Genomic DNA, 15,916 nt, shown 5'->3' with positions numbered 1-15,916 from the left:
ACTTACAGACATTTTAGGAGGATGATTATTTATGGCTTTTGAATTACCAAAATTACCATACGCATTTGATGCATTAGAACCACATTTTGACAAAGAAACTATGGAAATTCACCATGACAGACATCATAACACTTATGTTACGAAATTAAATGCTGCAGTAGAAGGTACAGATTTAGAATCTAAATCTATTGAAGAAATTGTTGCTAATTTAGACAGTGTACCAGCTAACATCCAAACTGCTGTACGTAATAATGGCGGTGGACATTTAAACCATTCATTATTCTGGGAGTTACTTTCACCAAACTCAGAAGAAAAAGGTACTGTAGTAGAAAAAATTAAAGAACAATGGGGTTCTTTAGAAGAATTTAAAAAAGAATTTGCTGACAAAGCAGCTGCACGCTTTGGTTCAGGTTGGGCTTGGTTAGTCGTAAACAATGGCCAGTTAGAAATTGTGACTACACCAAACCAAGATAATCCATTAACTGAGGGTAAAACACCTATTTTAGGTTTAGACGTATGGGAACACGCTTATTACCTAAAATATCAAAACAAACGCCCTGACTACATTGGCGCATTTTGGAATGTAGTTAACTGGGAAAAAGTTGACGAATTATATAATGCAACAAAATAAAGTATGATTACTTGTTCGGTCTCTTAAATGAGACCGTTATTTTTTTGTCAAAAAGATAGAAATAATTTCTAAATTCATATATGATTTAAAGTGAAAGACTTTGAATAGAGGTAGGTAGTTTTGTTAAAAAGACTAAAAGAAAAATCAAATGATGAAATCGTTCAAAATACAATTAACAAGAGAATTAACTTTATATTTGGTGTGATTGTATTTATTTTTGCAGTACTAGTACTACGTTTAGGTTATTTACAAATCGCACAAGGCTCACATTATAAACAAATTATAAAAAATGATGAAAACATTACAGTGAATGAGTCTGTGCCAAGAGGTCGTATTTTAGACAGAAATGGGAAAGTTTTAGTTGATAATGCTTCTAAAATGGCTATTACATATACTAGGGGTCGAAAAACAACACAATCGGAAATGTTGGATACGGCTGAAAAGTTATCGAAGCTAATCAAGATGGATACTAAGAAGATTACAGAACGTGATAAGAAAGATTTCTGGATTCAGTTGCATCCTAAAAAAGCAAAAGCAATGATGACAAAAGAACAAGCTATGTTAGCAGATGGAAGTATTAAACAAGATCAATATGATAATCAACTGTTATCGAAAATCGGAAAATCACAATTAGATGAATTGTCTTCTAAAGATTTACAAGTTTTAGCCATTTTTCGAGAGATGAATGCAGGAACAGTTTTAGATCCACAAATGATAAAAAATGAAGATGTCAGTGAAAAAGAGTATGCAGCAGTTTCTCAGCAACTTTCCAAATTACCAGGTGTTAACACGTCTATGGATTGGGATAGAAAATACCCATATGGCGACACTTTAAGAGGTATATTCGGAGATGTATCGACACCTGCTGAAGGTATTCCAAAAGAATTGACAGAACATTACTTATCCAAAGGATATTCACGCAATGATCGTGTTGGAAAATCTTACCTAGAATATCAATATGAAGATGTATTGCGTGGTAAGAAGAAAGAAATGAAATACACAACGGACAAATCTGGTAAAGTTACATCTTCAGAAGTGTTAAATCCTGGCGCTCGCGGTCAAGATTTGAAATTAACGATCGATATAGATCTTCAAAAAGAAGTAGAAGCATTATTAGATAAACAAATTAAGAAGCTTCGCAGCCAAGGTGCAAAAGATATGGATAATGCTATGATGGTTGTACAAAATCCTAAAAATGGAGACATTCTTGCGCTTGCCGGAAAGCAGATTAATAAGAGTGGTAAAATGACTGATTATGACATTGGTACGTTTACTTCTCAATTTGCGGTTGGATCTTCTGTAAAAGGTGGAACATTATTAGCTGGTTATCAGAATAAAGCTATCAAAGTTGGAGAAACAATGGTCGATGAACCATTACATTTCCAAGGTGGTTTGACAAAACGATCATACTTTAATAAAAACGGGCATGTATCTATTAATGATAAGCAAGCTTTGATGCATTCATCAAACGTATATATGTTTAAAACAGCATTAAAATTAGCGGGAGACCCTTATTATTCTGGTATGGCTTTACCTTCAGACATAAGTTCACCTGCCCAAAAGCTAAGAAGAGGATTAAATCAAGTAGGCTTAGGTGTGAAAACAGGTATAGATTTACCAAATGAAACAAGAGGTCAAATCGAACCATTAACAAATAATCCAGGTAATTATCTAGATTTATCAATTGGTCAATATGATACCTATACACCATTACAATTATCACAATATGTTTCAACTATAGCGAATGATGGTTATAGAATACAGCCACACATTGGATTAACGATTCATGAATCAACTAATAAAGATGAGGTTGGACCACTCAAAAAGAAAATTAATGGCACCGTCTTGAACAAGGTTAATAATACTGAAAAAGAAATCAAACAAATTCAAGAAGGATTCAAAATGGCATTTAATGATAAAGATGGTACTGGATATGTTAGTTTTAAAGATACAGTAGTACCTACTGCTGGTAAAACGGGTACTGCTGAAGTGTTCCAAAACGGAGAGCCAAGAGTTAACTCTACTTATATAGGATACGCGCCAATTGATGATCCAAAATTAGCGTTTTCAATTGTATATACAAATCAGCCTGTACCACCACCATGGTTAACAGGTGGAGACTTAGGTAGAGATGTAATTAACTACTACTTTAAGCAGTTAGGTAAAGATGATAAAAATAAAGACAAAGACAAATAAAATTTAACCTGACGATTGTGTAGCGCATGGTTGTAAAATTTTAACTTTGCAAATATTATAGATGTTGGTATAATAATAAAGTCGTATTTAGAAATGATAAGGAGGAATAACCATGCGCGTAAACGTAACTTTAGCTTGTACGGAATGTGGTGACAGAAACTACATTACAACTAAGAACAAAAGAAATAATCCAGAACGTGTTGAAATGAAGAAATTCTGTTCACGTGAAAACAAACAAACTTTACACCGTGAAACAAAATAATCATTAAAATTAAATTTAAATTAACAATAAAAAAGGTGAAATCTCAAAATAAGAGGTTTCACCTTTTTAATTGTGCACACGTATGAAATGATAAAAGATTTTCAATTGAAATAATAAATTTTAGAATTGTCGCATAATTCATCATGACAACATAATGACATGTATTGTTATTAACGATATAATAGAATTGAATAAAGTGGGTGATAATGTGACTAAAAATGAGATTAGAAAATACATTTTACATAAAATGAAGAATTTTAATAAAGCTGAAAAGCGAAAAGCAGACACATGGTTAAGAAATCAATTTTTTTCAACTGAAGAATACAAAGAAGCAAACGCAATTGCGCTAGTTCTTTCTTTTAATCATGAAGTAGATACTTTTTCTATAATTGAACAAGCCTTAATGGATCATAAACGTATTTTTGTACCGAAAATGGATTATTTAAACCATCAAATGACTTTTAAAGAGATATTTAATCTCAAAGATATTGATGTCGATAATAAGGGGATTTACTATCCAACTTCAAAAGGTGAAACAACGAATAACCTAGATTTAATTGTTGTTCCTGGTGTCGGATTTCAAAACGATGGATATAGAATTGGGTATGGTGGTGGCTATTACGACAGGTTTTTAGCTAATTATCAGACAAAGACAATAAGCTTATTATACGATTTTCAAATAACATCATTTGAACCGGAATCATTCGATCAACCAGTCGATAAATTGATTATATATCAATCAGCATAGTGGAGGACTAAATGAACATAGACAAACAATTTTGGAAAACAATATATTATTGGATTAGGTACTTGAATTTTGATATTGTCAGTAGGGAAAAAGATGATCAAGAAATTTGGTTAGCCCATAAAAGAAAAAAACAAGTAGTCATTTTTAAACAACATATTAAGTCTACCCAAGAAATACGTTTTGACAAAGCGAAAGTGCTTGAACACAAAGATGAAATAGCAAATTTTATTTCTTTCGAACCACAAAGTTTTGAATTTTATTATTTTACAGAATCGGAATTTTCAGAAGAACAATTAAATGAAGTTTCGCCAATTAGAATTAAATTCAATGTTATAAGACACACAAAAGATTTGATAAAGCATATGCCGAATATATTTTTGGCTAGACTTATTTCAGAAGATAATGATAAAAAGACATATATGTTCTATAAACGCAAAGTACTAACCGATAACTTTTTAGATAAATATATGCAGAAATTTTCACCGGCAACATACACAATAATATTTGTAAATGTCTTAATATGGTTATGTATGATTTTATATTTAAATAATTTTTCGGATGTAAAATTATTAGATGTTGGCGGGTTAGTGCATTTTAATGTCGTACATGGTGAATGGTATCGAATTGTTACATCGATGTTTTTACATTTTAGTTTTGAACATATACTTATGAATATGCTTTCATTATTTATTTTTGGTAAAATAGTCGAAGCAATTATTGGTTCATGGAGGATGTTAACTGTATACTTTATTGCAGGGCTGTTTGGAAACTTTGTATCACTATCATTTAATACGACTACAATTTCAGTTGGGGCTAGTGGTGCTATATTTGGTCTGATTGGATCAATTTTTGCGATGATGTATGTTTCAAAAACATTTAACAAAAAAATGTTAGGACAGTTATTAATTGCATTAGTGATATTAGTTGGTGTTTCTCTGTTTATGTCAAATATAAATATTGTGGCGCATATTGGAGGATTCATTGGTGGTTTATTAATAACTTTAATTGGCTATTACTATAAGGTGAATCGTAATATTTTTTGGATTTTACTAATTGGTATGCTTGTTATATTTATTGCACTTCAAATTAGAATTTTTACAATTAAAGAAGATAATATTTATAATAAATTGATTAAAGATGATATGACTAGTGGTAATTATGATAATGCTCAAAATATTGTGAAGCAGACAATAAATAAAAATTATGCCGATGATCAAACATATTATTTAAGTGGTATGATTATGGCTACTATCAATTCTAAGTCTGAAGGTATGACAGAATGGGAGCGAGGACTTAGAATGTTTCCTAAATCAGGTTTATTAAATTTTGAGTTAGCGATAGCAAATCGTTCATTAAATGATGATGAAAAAGCATTAAAATATGTGCGTAAAGCATTAAATGCTGACCCTAAAAATACAGATTATATTAACTTAGAAAAAGAGTTGACTAAATCAAATGAGTCGAAAAATAAATAACTTTTATGATGTACAACAGTTATTGAAAAGTTACGGATTTCTAATATATTTTAAAAATCCAGAAGATATGTACGAAATGATTCAACAGGAGATTTCATCATTGTATCAATATGAACTGTTATCTAAGGAAGAATATTTGAAATGTACGTTGATAATTAATCAGAGAAGGAATGAACAGAAATGACAAAAATTATTTTAGCAGCTGATGTAGGCGGGACGACTTGTAAATTAGGTATTTTCACACCTGAATTAGAACAATTACATAAATGGTCTATTCACACTGATACATCTGATAGTACAGGATATACACTTTTGAAAGGAATTTATGATTCGTTTGTTGAAAAAGTAAATGAAAATAATTATAATTTTTCAAATGTACTTGGCGTAGGTATTGGTGTACCAGGTCCTGTTGACTTTGAAAAAGGTACAGTCAATGGAGCAGTAAACTTATATTGGCCAGAAAAAGTTAATGTACGTGAGATTTTTGAACAATTCGTTGATTGTCCAGTGTATGTAGATAATGATGCTAACATAGCTGCTTTAGGGGAGAAACACAAAGGTGCTGGTGAAGGTGCCGATGATGTTGTTGCCATCACACTTGGTACTGGTCTAGGTGGAGGAATTATTTCAAATGGTGAAATCGTACATGGTCATAATGGCTCTGGCGCAGAAATAGGTCATTTTAGAGCAGACTTCGATCAACGATTTAAATGTAATTGTGGTCGTTCTGGATGTATTGAAACAGTTGCTTCAGCGACAGGCGTTGTTAACTTAGTTAACTTCTACTATCCGAAGTTGACGTTTAGATCTTCTATATTAGAATTGATTAAAGAAAATAAGGTTACAGCAAAAGCTGTTTTTGATGCGGCAAAAGCTGGTGACCAATTCTGTATTTTCATTACTGAAAAGGTTGCAAACTATATTGGATATTTATGTAGTATTATTAGTGTTACAAGTAATCCGAAATATATCGTTCTAGGTGGAGGAATGTCTACTGCAGGACCTATTTTAATTGAAAATATTAAAACAGAATATCATAATTTAACATTTACACCTGCTCAATTTGAAACTGAAATTGTACAAGCGAAATTAGGTAATGATGCAGGTATTACAGGAGCAGCAGGATTAATCAAGACCTATGTATTAGATAAAGAGGGGGTAAAATAATGGCTATTGTTGATGTGGTTGTTATTCCAGTTGGAACGGAAGGTCCGAGTGTTAGTAAATATATTGCAGATATTCAGAAAAAACTTCAAGAATATAAAGCAATGGGTAAAATTGATTTTCAATTAACACCAATGAATACTCTAATTGAAGGTGAATTAAGCGATGTATTAGAAGTTGTGCAAGTGATACATGAATTACCTTTTGATAAAGGTTTAAGTAGAGTTTGTACAAATATACGTATTGATGACCGACGAGACAAATCTAGAAAAATGAATGATAAACTAACATCAGTACAAAAACATTTAGAAAATAGTGGTGAAAACCTATGAGGATTTCAAGCTTAACTTTAGGCTTAGTTGATACTAATACGTATTTCATCGAAAATGACAAAGCTGTTATCCTGATTGACCCTTCAGGTGAAAGTGAAAAAATTATTAAAAAATTAAACCAAATAAATAAACCGTTAAAAGCTATTTTATTAACACATGCACACTTTGATCATATCGGAGCAGTCGATGATATAGTTGATCGATTCGATGTCCCGGTTTATATGCATGAAGCAGAGTTTGATTTTCTAAAAGATCCCGTTAAAAATGGGGCAGATAAATTTAAGCAATATGGATTACCAATTATTACAAGTAAGGTAACTCCTGAAAAGTTAAACGAAGGTAGCACAGAAATAGAAGGATTTAAGTTTAATGTGTTACACACACCTGGACATTCACCAGGAAGTTTAACATATGTGTTCGATGAATTCGCAGTTGTTGGAGATACATTATTTAATAATGGAATCGGACGTACAGATTTATATAAAGGTGATTATGAAACGCTCGTTGATTCTATTCAAGATAAAATATTTGAATTAGAAGGCGATTTACCTTTATTCCCTGGACATGGTCCATATACGACGGTTGATGATGAACAATTAAATCCATTTTTACACGGTTAAATTGAAGTAATAAAAACACCTCCTACGTGATTATATGTAGGAGGTGTTTTTTTGAAGATTCTATTTCAAGAAATAATTAATAAAGCGATAGAAATGAAAGCGAGTGATGTACATTTTATTCCAGTTAAAAATGAAGTAAGTATTAAATTTAGAATTAATGATAACTTGGAGCAGTATGAACAAATTGGGAATAGCATTTATCAAAAATTATTAGTTTATATGAAGTTTCAAGCTGGGCTTGATGTTTCTACACAGCAAGTCGCACAGAGCGGTCGATATAGTTACCATTTCAATAAAATATATTTTTTGAGAATATCAACTTTACCATTGTCACTTGGCCAAGAAAGTTGTGTAATCAGAATTGTACCTCAATTTTTTCAACAACAGAAATCAACTTATAAATTCAATGATTTTAAACACCTCATGAATAAGAAACAAGGATTACTATTGTTTAGTGGACCTACTGGTTCAGGAAAGAGTACATTAATGTATCAAATGGTCTCATACGCGAATAAAGCCTTGAATTTAAATGTAATTTCTATAGAAGATCCTGTAGAGATGCAAATTCCTGGTATTGTCCAAATTAATGTGAATGATAAAGCTGGCATTAACTATGTAAATTCGTTTAAAGCTATTTTAAGATGTGATCCTGATGTTATTTTAATAGGTGAAATCAGAGATAAAGATGTTGCCAAGTGTGTTATACAGGCTAGTTTAAGTGGTCACCTTGTTCTGACTACATTGCATGCAACTGATTGTAAAGGTGCTATTTTAAGGCTATTAGAAATGGGCATTTCTGTACAAGAATTGATACAGGCAACTAACTTAATTATAAACCAACGACTTGTAACTACTATTAAGCAACAGCGACAATTAGTATGTGAAATTCTATCTCAGCAACAACTCCGATATTTCTTTTCCAATAATCATTCATTACCATCATCATTTAAGAACTTAGAAGATAAACTTGATGATATGATAAAAGCAGGTGTCATTTGTGAAACTACAATGGATAAATACATTTAAACTACATTCTAAGAAGCGACAATTAAGTAAGGCCCAACAAATCGATTTACTTTCAAATTTATGTAATTTGTTGAAATATGGTTTCACTCTGTATCAAAGTTTTCAATTTTTAAATCTTCAAATGACATATAAAAATAAGCAATTAGGTACCACCATTCTAAGTGAAATTTCAAATGGTGCACCATGCAATCAGATATTATCACTGATAGGTTATAGCGATACTATCGTCATGCAAGTATATTTGGCAGAAAGATTTGGCAATATTATAGACGTTCTAGAAGAAACCGTAAATTATATGAAAGTGAATAGAAAGTCAGAACAACGATTGTTAAAGACACTGCAATACCCCTTAATACTAATTTCTATTTTTATTGCTATGATTATTATATTAAACCTCACAGTAATCCCACAGTTTCAACAATTATATACTTCTATGAATATTCAACTATCTTCTTTTCAAAAAACATTGTCTTTTTTCATTACCAGCTTACCTACTATAATTGTAGTAATGCTCATAATAGTATCTATGTTGGCTATTATTATGAAGTTAATTTACAACAAATTGAATATGCTCAATAAGATAAACTTTGTGATGAAACTACCGCTAATATCAGGCTATTTCCAATTATTTAAAACTTATTTTGTAACTAATGAATTAGTGTTGTTTTATAAAAATGGTATTACACTTCAATCAATAGTAGACGTTTATATTAACCATAGTAGTGATCCATTTAGACAGTTTCTAGGTAAATACTTATTAACTTATTCAGAAATGGGATATGGTTTGCCTCAAATTTTAGAAAAATTAAAATGCTTTAAGCCTCAATTAATTAAGTTTGTGCTACAAGGTGAAAAGAGAGGGAAGCTAGAAGTAGAACTAAAGTTATATTCGCAAATATTAGTAAAACAAATAGAAGATAAAGCGATAAAACAGACTCAGTTTTTACAGCCTATTTTATTTTTGATTTTAGGTTTATTTATTGTCGCAATTTATTTAGTAATTATGTTACCAATGTTTCAAATGATGCAAAGTATAAAATAATGGAGGTTAATATATGTTTAAATTTCTAAAGAAAACTCAAGCGTTTACATTGATAGAGATGCTATTAGTGTTATTAATCATCAGTTTATTATTAATTTTAATCATTCCAAATATTGCTAAACAAACTGCTCACATACAATCAACAGGTTGTAATGCACAGGTAAAAATGGTTAATAGTCAAATTGAAGCGTATGCATTGAAACATAATAGAAATCCATCGTCTATTGAAGACTTAATTGCAGATGGTTTTATAAAAGAAGCACAAAAGACATGTAAATCAGGAGAGACAATAACAATTAGTAATGGAGAAGCAGTTGCAAATTAGAAAGCAGTCAGCATTTACTATGATTGAGATGCTTGTGGTAATGATGTTAATCAGTATATTTTTACTTTTGACAATGACATCTAAAGGATTAAGCAATCTTAGAGTAATAGATGATGAGGCAAATATCATTTCTCTTATTACTGAATTGAATTATTTTAAGTCGCAAGCTATAGCAAATCAAGGATATATCAATGTTAGATTTTATGAAAACAGTGACACTATTAAAGTAATAGAGAATAATAAAATACGATTTCTAAAATTAAAAGTAGGCAAAATAATTAATGTTGCAAAAGTTGATATTATTGCCTTTGATAAAAAAGGGAATATCAATAAATTTGGTAGCATAACAATTGACAATAACAATTCAATTTATAGAATAATATTCCATATTGAAAAAGGAAGAATTCGTTATGAAAAGCTATAAGTGTAAAGGATCATTCTTAATAGATAGTATGGCTGGATTTTTGCTAATTGTATTGATTACATTACTATTGATACCAATGATGAATCAAATGCAAGCGAGTATAAACCATAAACTACAAACAATTGATGCTTCTAAAGTAATTTTGACGACTGTATCTAAAATTAATAAAGAAGAACTTAAGAAGGGGGTAACTATAGGGAAGTATGATATTAAGCAAAGTGACCAACAAATTTGTGCTATTTCAAAAAATACCACTTCTTATCAAAAGACATGTATACAGTATTAATGTCAAAGCTTTTTCGCTTATTGAAATGTTAGTAGCGATGATGGTTATAAGTATAACTTTACTAATTGTTCCAGACTTAATTAGACTTAGCAAAACTTTTCTAATTGAAAGTAGGGAATTAACAACTGTAGATTTCGAATTTTTCTCAAGAGATATTCTAGAGGATTTTAAAGGAGTAGATAGAAACGATATTGAAATTAGGCAACAGCGTATCATTTTACATAAAGGTGAAGAAATGATCGAATACAAATTAATAAATAATAAAATTATTAAAGTTGTAAATGACAGAGGAAATATAACATTGATTAATAATGTTACAGCATTTACTGCAAATATCTACTATAAATCTATTATTAAAATAACGATAACAGTTAAAGTCGGTACAAATCTGCAGACTAAAACTATTTATGTATAACTTACTAGAATTTAAATGAGTACTATTAAAAAGGATGTGAAATAATTTATTAATTTTGATTTATATAAAGAAAAAGGATATGTTACGCCGTTCTTATTGATGCTAACAGCAATTTATTTTTCCATTTTCACTTTTTATATCAGTCAATATAGTTTAAAATTAAAGACATTATATAATATTGAAACTGACTATAACTATAAGATTGTTTTGTTATTGAAAGAAGGGAAAACGCATGAATCATGATAAATCACCAATAATTTTAATTGGTTTCATGGGTACCGGTAAATCTACGATTGGTAAATACGTTGCAGATGAGCAAAATTTATCATTTATTGATATAGATTCATATATCGAAGAGAAGTATAAGTTAACAATACCAGAAATATTTAGTAAACATGGTGAACAATATTTCAGGAATTTAGAGTTCACATGTTTGCAAGAATGTATTAACACTGCAGATATAATTGCTACTGGTGGTGGTATTATTGAAAGTGAAGAGGCATTTAATTTTTTGAAAAATCAAAAAAACATTATTTGGTTAGATTGTAATATTGATATTATATATAGTCGAATCAATGATGACCCACATCGACCTAATGCAAATAATAAGACAATCAAGCAGTTAAATGACTTGTATTGCTCGCGGATTTTAAGATATAATGAAATCGCATTCAAGAAATTTGATAGTCATTTGCTATCAATTTCAGAAATATATTATGAATTGCTAAATTTAATAAAAGCGAGTGATCAGTATTAGAGAGAATAGAGCGTTAAGACTCTATCGCCGAAGGTGCAAGTAATTTATTACGAAACTCTCAGGCAAAAGGATAATACTGTAACGCGTTCCTGAATTGGTGATTTATAAACAGGGTAGCGATTGCTATCCTGTTTTTATAATTTTAAGGGGGTATTTCAATGTCAAGTGATTTAAAACAAACACCTTTATATCAAAATTATGTTGATAGAGGTGCAAAAATTGTGGAATTCGGAGGATGGGCGATGCCTGTTCAATTTTCAAGTATTAAAGAGGAGCATAATGCTGTTCGATACGAAATTGGCCTGTTTGATGTTAGTCATATGGGTGAAATTGAAGTAACAGGTAAAGATGCTAGTCAGTTTGTGCAATATTTATTATCAAATGATACTGATAATTTAACTACTTCAAAAGCATTATATACTGCTTTATGTAATGAAGAAGGCGGTATTATTGATGATTTAGTAATATATAAATTAGCTGACGACAATTATTTATTAGTCGTAAATGCTGCTAATACTGAAAAAGATTTTAATTGGATTTTAAAACACAAAGAGAAATATGATGTTGAAGTACAAAATGTATCAAACCAATATGGTCAATTAGCAATACAAGGACCAAAAGCTAGAGATTTAATTAATCAATTAGTTGATGAAGATGTAACTGAAATGAAAATGTTTGAATTTAAACAGGGTGTCAAATTATTTGGAGCAAACGTCATTTTATCTCAATCAGGTTACACAGGTGAAGATGGGTTTGAAATTTATTGTAATATCGATGATACTGAAAAAATTTGGGATGGTTTATTAGAGTATAATGTTATGCCATGTGGGTTAGGCGCTCGTGATACATTAAGATTAGAGGCCGGATTGCCATTACATGGACAAGATTTAACTGAATCAATTACACCATATGAAGGTGGTATCGCTTTTGCAAGTAAACCATTAATTGATGCTGATTTTATTGGTAAATCTGTATTAAAAGATCAAAAAGAAAATGGTGCACCAAGAAGAACAGTGGGATTAGAATTACTTGAAAAAGGAATTGCAAGAACTGGTTATGAAGTTATGGATTTAGATGGAAATATTATTGGAGAAGTAACTTCAGGAACACAGTCTCCATCATCAGGAAAATCAATTGCACTTGCAATGATAAAAAGAGATGAGTTTGAAATGGGTAGAGAGTTGCTTGTTCAAGTTCGTAAGCGTCAATTAAAAGCGAAAATTGTTAAGAAAAATCAAATTGATAAATAATTAAAAAGGGGTGTGCATTGTGAGTCATCGTTATATACCTTTAACTGAAAAAGACAAGCAAGAAATGTTACAAACAATTGGTGCAAAATCTATAGGAGAATTATTCGGTGATGTACCAAGTGACATTTTATTAAATAGAGATTTAAATATTGCTGAAGGCGAAGCGGAAACAACGTTACTTAGAAGATTAAATCGCATTGCAAGCAAGAATATCACTAAAGAAACGCATACATCATTTTTGGGTGCTGGTGTTTATGATCATTACGCGCCATCAGTTGTGGATGCTATGATTTCAAGATCAGAATTTTACACAGCATATACGCCATATCAACCGGAAATTTCTCAAGGTGAATTACAAGCCATTTTTGAGTTCCAAACTTTAATTTGTGAATTAACAGATATGGATGTAGCAAATTCTTCTATGTATGATGGGATGACTAGCTTTGCAGAAGCATGTATTTTAGCATTTAGTCAAACAAAGAAAAATAAAATTGTAGTCTCAAAAGGTTTGCATTATCAAGCATTACAAGTACTTCATACTTATGCTAAGACGCGTAAGGAATTCGAAGTAGTGGAAATCGATTTAGATGGCACTGTTACAGATTTGAAAAAATTAGAAGCAGCAGTGGATGATGAAACAGCAGCTGTTGCAGTACAATATCCAAACTTCTACGGTTCAATTGAAGATCTTGAAAAGATTCATAGCTTTATTGAAGATAAAAAAGCATTATTTATCGTATATGCAAATCCATTAGCATTGGGATTACTTACACCTCCAGGTTCATTTGGTGCAGATATTGTTGTAGGTGATACTCAGCCATTCGGAATTCCTGCTCAATTCGGTGGGCCACATTGTGGATATTTTGCAACGACGAAAAAGTTAATGCGTAAAGTGCCAGGTAGATTAGTCGGTCAAACACAAGATGATGAAGGTAATCGTGGCTTTGTATTAACATTACAAGCACGTGAACAACATATTCGACGCGATAAAGCGACATCTAATATTTGTTCTAACCAAGCATTAAATGCCCTAGCGTCATCAATTGCAATGTCAGCACTTGGTAAACAAGGTATCTATGATATTGCAGTTCAAAATATAGAACATGCTAACTATGCTAAACAACAATTTATTAAAAAAGGTTTTGAAGTATTAGATGGTACGTCTTTCAATGAGTTTGTAGTCAAATTTGACAAACCAATTCAACAAGTTAACGAGGAATTAGTGAAGTACAATATTATCGGTGGTTTTGATTTAGGTGTTGTTTCAGACGACTTTAAAAATCACATGTTAATAGCTGTAACTGAATTAAGAACAAAGGATGAAATCGATACATTTGTAGAAAAGGCTGGTGAGTTAAATGACTAGTAAATCAAGTCCATTAATTTTTGAAAAATCTCGTGAAGGCAGATATGCATATTCATTACCAATAAGTGATATTAAAACAAATTCTGTTGAGTCATTGTTAGATGATAAATTTATTCGTAAAAACAAAGCGGAGTTTCCTGAAGTTGCTGAACTAGACTTAGTACGTCATTATACTGAACTTTCAAATAAAAATTTCGGTGTAGATAACGGATTTTATCCATTGGGTTCATGTACGATGAAATATAACCCTAAAATTAATGAAAAGGTTGCTAGAATACCAGGATTCAGTGAATCACATCCATTACAAGATGAAGACCAAGTTCAAGGTTCATTAGAAATTATTTATAGTTTGCAAGAAGAATTAAAAGAAATTACTGGTATGGATGAGGTAACATTACAACCAGCTGCTGGTGCACATGGTGAATGGACTGCATTGATGATATTTAAAGCTTATCATGAGAATAATGGTGAAGGTCATCGTGATGAAGTCATTGTGCCAGATTCTGCGCATGGTACGAATCCAGCCTCAGCTTCATTTGCAGGATTTAAATCAGTTACTGTAAAATCAAACGAACGTGGCGAAGTTGATATTGATGACTTGAAACGTGTTGTAAATGAAAATACAGCAGCTATTATGTTAACCAATCCAAACACTTTAGGCATTTTCGAAAAAAACATTATGGAAATCCGTGAAATCGTCCATAATGCTGGTGGTCTATTATATTATGATGGTGCGAATTTAAACGCTATTATGGACAAAGTTCGCCCAGGAGATATGGGATTTGATGCTGTTCATTTAAACTTGCATAAAACATTTACTGGTCCACATGGTGGCGGCGGTCCTGGTTCAGGTCCAGTCGGTGTAGTAAAAGAACTAGCAAGTTACTTACCAAAGCCAATGGTTATTAAAGATGGCGACAAATTTAAATATGATAATGACATTAAAAATTCTATCGGACGTGTAAAACCATTTTATGGTAACTTTGGTATTTACTTAAGAGCTTATACGTATATTCGAACTATGGGAGCAACTGGACTTAAAGAGGTTTCCGAAGCAGCGGTTCTTAATGCGAATTATATTAAAGCACGTTTATCTGAACACTTTGAAATACCTTATAAACAATATTGTAAACATGAGTTTGTGTTAAGTGGTGTGCGTCAAAAAGAATTTGGTGTACGTACTTTAGACATGGCTAAGCGATTATTAGATTTCGGTGTACATCCACCAACAATCTACTTCCCATTAAATGTTGAAGAAGGTATGATGATTGAACCGACTGAGACAGAGTCTAAAGAAACACTTGATTATTTTATCGATACATTAATTAGTATTGCTGAAGAAGCTAAAAATGATCCTGATAAAGTGCTAGAAGCACCACATACAACTGTGATTGATCGATTAGACGAAGCTACAGCTGCTCGTAAACCAATATTAAAATTTGAAAATCTTAAACAGGAAAAATAAGGTATTAAACACATATTCCGGGAATTATTATTCTACTTTTGCATGAAGATTTAAGGATAATGGTTTCAAAATCAATTAAAAAAGACAATTTCTATTTGAAAAAGAAAACTAAACCGAACTAATAACTCTTAG

General features: G+C 31.1%; 20 protein-coding genes and 1 riboswitch. All 20 genes read left to right on the top strand.

Annotation, left to right across the window (positions count from 1 at the left end; all coding sequences use genetic code 11):
- Window positions 1-31 precede the first annotated feature (31 nt).
- The 20 genes from IDG45_RS07640 to gcvPB all read left to right on the top strand — a co-directional run bounded on the left by IDG45_RS07640 (window position 32) and on the right by gcvPB (window position 15,784).
- The gene (locus IDG45_RS07640; RefSeq protein ID WP_000863556.1) at window positions 32-631 is read left to right on the top strand and encodes a superoxide dismutase; all 600 of its coding nucleotides are present in this window, start codon (window positions 32-34) and stop codon (window positions 629-631) included.
- A 120-nt stretch (window positions 632-751) separates the two neighbouring features.
- The gene (locus IDG45_RS07635; protein ID WP_000919778.1) at window positions 752-2,827 is read left to right on the top strand and encodes a peptidoglycan D,D-transpeptidase FtsI family protein; all 2,076 of its coding nucleotides are present in this window, start codon (window positions 752-754) and stop codon (window positions 2,825-2,827) included.
- Between the two features lie 112 nt (window positions 2,828-2,939).
- Window positions 2,940-3,089 (top strand): 50S ribosomal protein L33, encoded by a 150-nt coding sequence (rpmG, locus tag IDG45_RS07630; protein ID WP_001265709.1) that lies wholly within the window; start codon window positions 2,940-2,942, stop codon window positions 3,087-3,089.
- 208 nt (window positions 3,090-3,297) lie between these two features.
- Window positions 3,298-3,837, top strand: a complete 540-nt coding sequence (locus tag IDG45_RS07625) for a 5-formyltetrahydrofolate cyclo-ligase (RefSeq protein ID WP_000164552.1) — start codon at window positions 3,298-3,300, stop codon at window positions 3,835-3,837.
- A gap of 11 nt (window positions 3,838-3,848) precedes the next feature.
- Window positions 3,849-5,312, top strand: a complete 1,464-nt coding sequence (locus IDG45_RS07620; RefSeq protein ID WP_001017867.1) for a rhomboid family protein — start codon at window positions 3,849-3,851, stop codon at window positions 5,310-5,312.
- Complete coding sequence (locus tag IDG45_RS07615; protein WP_000087561.1) at window positions 5,293-5,496, top strand: YqgQ family protein; 204 nt, start codon at window positions 5,293-5,295, stop codon at window positions 5,494-5,496. Before IDG45_RS07620 ends, IDG45_RS07615 begins: the two co-directional genes overlap by 20 nt.
- Window positions 5,493-6,479: an ROK family glucokinase gene (locus IDG45_RS07610; protein WP_000161315.1), complete on the top strand. Its 987-nt coding sequence runs from the start codon at window positions 5,493-5,495 to the stop codon at window positions 6,477-6,479. Before IDG45_RS07615 ends, IDG45_RS07610 begins: the two co-directional genes overlap by 4 nt.
- On the top strand, window positions 6,479-6,808 hold the full coding sequence (locus tag IDG45_RS07605; RefSeq protein WP_001018871.1) for an MTH1187 family thiamine-binding protein: 330 nt from the start codon (window positions 6,479-6,481) through the stop codon (window positions 6,806-6,808). The genes IDG45_RS07610 and IDG45_RS07605 overlap by 1 nt, the downstream gene beginning before the upstream one ends.
- Entirely contained in the window at window positions 6,805-7,428 is a 624-nt protein-coding gene (locus IDG45_RS07600; protein WP_001223008.1) for an MBL fold metallo-hydrolase, read from the top strand. Before IDG45_RS07605 ends, IDG45_RS07600 begins: the two co-directional genes overlap by 4 nt.
- Before the next feature lie 51 nt (window positions 7,429-7,479).
- Complete coding sequence (comGA, locus tag IDG45_RS07595) at window positions 7,480-8,454, top strand: competence type IV pilus ATPase ComGA (RefSeq protein WP_168779967.1); 975 nt, start codon at window positions 7,480-7,482, stop codon at window positions 8,452-8,454.
- On the top strand, window positions 8,426-9,496 hold the full coding sequence (gene comGB / locus IDG45_RS07590; RefSeq protein WP_000776413.1) for a competence type IV pilus assembly protein ComGB: 1,071 nt from the start codon (window positions 8,426-8,428) through the stop codon (window positions 9,494-9,496). Before comGA ends, comGB begins: the two co-directional genes overlap by 29 nt.
- A 13-nt stretch (window positions 9,497-9,509) precedes the next feature.
- A complete protein-coding gene (gene comGC, locus IDG45_RS07585) occupies window positions 9,510-9,821 on the top strand; it encodes a competence type IV pilus major pilin ComGC (RefSeq protein ID WP_000472256.1) in 312 nt (103 codons plus the stop codon).
- Window positions 9,799-10,245, top strand: a complete 447-nt coding sequence (gene comGD / locus IDG45_RS07580; RefSeq protein WP_072357807.1) for a competence type IV pilus minor pilin ComGD — start codon at window positions 9,799-9,801, stop codon at window positions 10,243-10,245. The genes comGC and comGD overlap by 23 nt, the downstream gene beginning before the upstream one ends.
- Window positions 10,232-10,531, top strand: a complete 300-nt coding sequence (locus tag IDG45_RS07575; protein WP_000844415.1) for a hypothetical protein — start codon at window positions 10,232-10,234, stop codon at window positions 10,529-10,531. Before comGD ends, IDG45_RS07575 begins: the two co-directional genes overlap by 14 nt.
- Window positions 10,449-10,946 carry a competence type IV pilus minor pilin ComGF gene (locus IDG45_RS07570; protein WP_001825340.1) on the top strand — a complete coding sequence of 166 codons (498 nt, stop codon included), beginning with the start codon at window positions 10,449-10,451 and terminating at the stop codon, window positions 10,944-10,946. The genes IDG45_RS07575 and IDG45_RS07570 overlap by 83 nt, the downstream gene beginning before the upstream one ends.
- A gap of 96 nt (window positions 10,947-11,042) precedes the next feature.
- A complete protein-coding gene (locus IDG45_RS07565; protein ID WP_001789879.1) occupies window positions 11,043-11,189 on the top strand; it encodes a hypothetical protein in 147 nt (48 codons plus the stop codon).
- Entirely contained in the window at window positions 11,179-11,703 is a 525-nt protein-coding gene (locus IDG45_RS07560) for a shikimate kinase (RefSeq protein WP_001015120.1), read from the top strand. Before IDG45_RS07565 ends, IDG45_RS07560 begins: the two co-directional genes overlap by 11 nt.
- Window positions 11,690-11,787: riboswitch (glycine riboswitch) on the top strand. Its footprint overlaps the gene before it by 14 nt.
- Window positions 11,788-11,861: 74 nt before the next feature.
- Window positions 11,862-12,953, top strand: coding sequence for a glycine cleavage system aminomethyltransferase GcvT (gene gcvT, locus IDG45_RS07555; protein WP_000093354.1), 1,092 nt, complete (start codon window positions 11,862-11,864; stop codon window positions 12,951-12,953).
- A 19-nt stretch (window positions 12,954-12,972) separates the two neighbouring features.
- Window positions 12,973-14,319: an aminomethyl-transferring glycine dehydrogenase subunit GcvPA gene (gene gcvPA / locus IDG45_RS07550; RefSeq protein WP_000019687.1), complete on the top strand. Its 1,347-nt coding sequence runs from the start codon at window positions 12,973-12,975 to the stop codon at window positions 14,317-14,319.
- A complete protein-coding gene (gene gcvPB / locus IDG45_RS07545) occupies window positions 14,312-15,784 on the top strand; it encodes an aminomethyl-transferring glycine dehydrogenase subunit GcvPB (RefSeq protein WP_000202175.1) in 1,473 nt (490 codons plus the stop codon). Before gcvPA ends, gcvPB begins: the two co-directional genes overlap by 8 nt.
- Window positions 15,785-15,916 lie beyond the last annotated feature (132 nt).

Origin of the sequence: Staphylococcus sp. EG-SA-10, assembly GCF_017151945.1 — a bacterium.
Taxonomy (GTDB): Bacteria; Bacillota; Bacilli; order Staphylococcales; family Staphylococcaceae; genus Staphylococcus; species Staphylococcus aureus.
Note: the sequence above shows the minus strand (reverse complement) of the source record. Positions and strands in the feature narration are given on the sequence as shown.

Excerpts from the sequence above, each read along its gene's own strand:
- IDG45_RS07640 (WP_000863556.1), top strand. The coding sequence starts at position 32 with ATGGCTTTTGAATTACCAAAATTACCATACGCATTTGATGCATTAGAA.
- rpmG (WP_001265709.1), top strand. The coding sequence starts at position 2,940 with ATGCGCGTAAACGTAACTTTAGCTTGTACGGAATGTGGTGACAGAAAC.
- IDG45_RS07620 (WP_001017867.1), top strand. The coding sequence starts at position 3,849 with ATGAACATAGACAAACAATTTTGGAAAACAATATATTATTGGATTAGG.
- IDG45_RS07615 (WP_000087561.1), top strand. The coding sequence starts at position 5,293 with ATGAGTCGAAAAATAAATAACTTTTATGATGTACAACAGTTATTGAAA.
- IDG45_RS07610 (WP_000161315.1), top strand. The coding sequence starts at position 5,493 with ATGACAAAAATTATTTTAGCAGCTGATGTAGGCGGGACGACTTGTAAA.
- IDG45_RS07605 (WP_001018871.1), top strand. The coding sequence starts at position 6,479 with ATGGCTATTGTTGATGTGGTTGTTATTCCAGTTGGAACGGAAGGTCCG.
- IDG45_RS07600 (WP_001223008.1), top strand. The coding sequence starts at position 6,805 with ATGAGGATTTCAAGCTTAACTTTAGGCTTAGTTGATACTAATACGTAT.
- comGC (WP_000472256.1), top strand. The coding sequence starts at position 9,510 with ATGTTTAAATTTCTAAAGAAAACTCAAGCGTTTACATTGATAGAGATG.
- comGD (WP_072357807.1), top strand. The coding sequence starts at position 9,799 with ATGGAGAAGCAGTTGCAAATTAGAAAGCAGTCAGCATTTACTATGATT.
- IDG45_RS07575 (WP_000844415.1), top strand. The coding sequence starts at position 10,232 with ATGAAAAGCTATAAGTGTAAAGGATCATTCTTAATAGATAGTATGGCT.
- IDG45_RS07570 (WP_001825340.1), top strand. The coding sequence starts at position 10,449 with ATGATATTAAGCAAAGTGACCAACAAATTTGTGCTATTTCAAAAAATA.
- IDG45_RS07560 (WP_001015120.1), top strand. The coding sequence starts at position 11,179 with ATGAATCATGATAAATCACCAATAATTTTAATTGGTTTCATGGGTACC.
- gcvT (WP_000093354.1), top strand. The coding sequence starts at position 11,862 with ATGTCAAGTGATTTAAAACAAACACCTTTATATCAAAATTATGTTGAT.
- gcvPB (WP_000202175.1), top strand. The coding sequence starts at position 14,312 with ATGACTAGTAAATCAAGTCCATTAATTTTTGAAAAATCTCGTGAAGGC.